This is a genomic window from Komagataeibacter kakiaceti JCM 25156 (assembly GCF_000613305.1).
The window spans coordinates 1-1,733 of record NZ_BAIO01000491.1 but is presented as its reverse complement, the minus strand read 5'-3'; the positions used below and the strand labels follow the sequence as shown (position 1 = coordinate 1,733).

General features: G+C 63.9%; 2 protein-coding genes. Both read right to left on the bottom strand.

The features are described 5' to 3' along the window. Nucleotides 1-337: 337 nt before the first annotated feature. Nucleotides 338-463, bottom strand: a complete 126-nt coding sequence (locus tag JCM25156_RS32240) for a hypothetical protein (protein ID WP_277909480.1) — start codon at nucleotides 461-463, stop codon at nucleotides 338-340. 51 nt (nucleotides 464-514) lie between these two features. Further along, a complete protein-coding gene (locus JCM25156_RS15755; RefSeq protein WP_025813841.1) occupies nucleotides 515-1,615 on the bottom strand; it encodes a COX15/CtaA family protein in 1,101 nt (366 codons plus the stop codon). Nucleotides 1,616-1,733 lie beyond the last annotated feature (118 nt).

The following is a 1,733-nucleotide window of genomic DNA, read 5'->3' as shown; positions in this document are numbered from 1 at the left end:
ATCCGCCACCACCACCGGGGCCGCCATGCGGTCCGGCATGGGCAGCCACCGCCAGCGGGCCGCATGTGGCCACCGCCAGCATTACCCCCGTCACCACATGTTTCAGCTTGTGCATGTTCCATTCCTGCATATCGTAAGAAGGTTTATCGCAGAAAATAATCCGTTCGGGAAAGATGCCGCATGCCATGCCGCCCGCGCCTTTTCCATAACGTGGGGGCCGCGGCGCAGGGAACAGGAAGCCCGCAACCGGCCTGCCTGCTTCCCGTATGTATATGGGTATTGACGCCGCGCCGCGCAGGGGCAGGGAGGTGGACCGTGCCCGGGGATATGCGAAAAATCACGCAGGCGGAAAAGCCGCCTGAAATAACGGATTGATAAAGAATGATAAAACTTCATGGCTGCCGCCTTTTTGCAAAAAAGGCGGCGCTTCTGGAAGCTTTTTGAAACAGTCTTTGCCGGACACGCCCTGGCAGTCCGTGCACTATGTGCCCCGGACAGGCCTGTCAGGTCGCGTTCAGGGCCGTCCCACACCGCGCAGGCGGTGCAGGGTGACAATGGCGGCGGTCAGGACCAGTGCCGCGCAGGTCTGGTGTACCGTGCCCGCCCAGACCGGCACCACCAGCAGGAGAGTGGTGACGCCCAGCGCGTACTGCAAAAGCACCAGCCAGCCCATGACCGCCAGCGCGTCATGCACCTCCTTGCCCAGATTGGGCGTGCGCAGCCCCAGCACGATGGTCAGGCCGATCAGCAGCGCGGTGGAGGTCGCCAGCAGGCGGTGATCGAACTGGATGGCGGGAATGTTCTGGAACCAGTTCAGCCAGAACGGGTGCAGCCGCGCGTAGCCACGCGGGATCAGGTGCCCATCCATGAGCGGGAAGGTATTGTAGGAAAAGCCCGCATGGGTGCCCGCGGTAAAGCCGCCCGCAATGACAGTCACGCCCACCAGCAGGCAGATGGTCCATACCAGGCGGTGGATGCGCACCACCTCGCGCGTGGCGGGAATGAAGACGGGGCGCGGCGTGCGGACGGACAGGGCCGTCCACAAAATGGCGATATAGAGCGCGAAGGCGCAGCACAGGTGCAGCACCAGCCGCACCGGGGCCACGGCCGTGCTGTCCGGGTTGAAGCCCGATGCCACCATGAACCACCCGATCGCGCCCTGTAGCCCCCCCAGCACGAAAAACAGGACCAGCCGCAGCATGAGCCCCCGGCTCAGCGCCCCGGTGATGGAAAACCACACCAGCGGCACCAGCAGCACCATGCCCATGAGCCGCCCCCAGAACCGGTGCGTCCATTCCGCCCAGAAAATCTGCTGGAACCCTGACAGGCCGAAACCGTCATGCAGGATCTTGTATTGCGGAATGGTTTTGTACAGCGCGAACTGCCGTTCCCATTCGGCATGGCTCAGGGGCGGGATCATGCCGGTGATGGGCCGCCAGTCCATGATGGACAGGCCCGAACCGGTCAGGCGCGTGTAGCCGCCCAGTGCGATCATGCCCACAAGCATGAAGCAGATTGCGAACAGCCACGTGGAAACGCGCTTCCTGTTGCGCAGCTCCTGCGCGGAAGGCGGCGTGCGGCCCAGCAGGGAGCCGTGGGAAGGATATGCGGACATAGTCGGATTTAGACCGCCCTTGCGGTCCGCCGCAAGGCGATGCTAGGCGCGGGGGAACATATATTGCCACCGGACGGGACGCACGCATGACATTACCGCACGCCGCACCGCCCCTGCC

Excerpts from the sequence above, each read along its gene's own strand:
- JCM25156_RS15755 (WP_025813841.1), bottom strand. The coding sequence starts at position 1,615 with ATGTCCGCATATCCTTCCCACGGCTCCCTGCTGGGCCGCACGCCGCCT.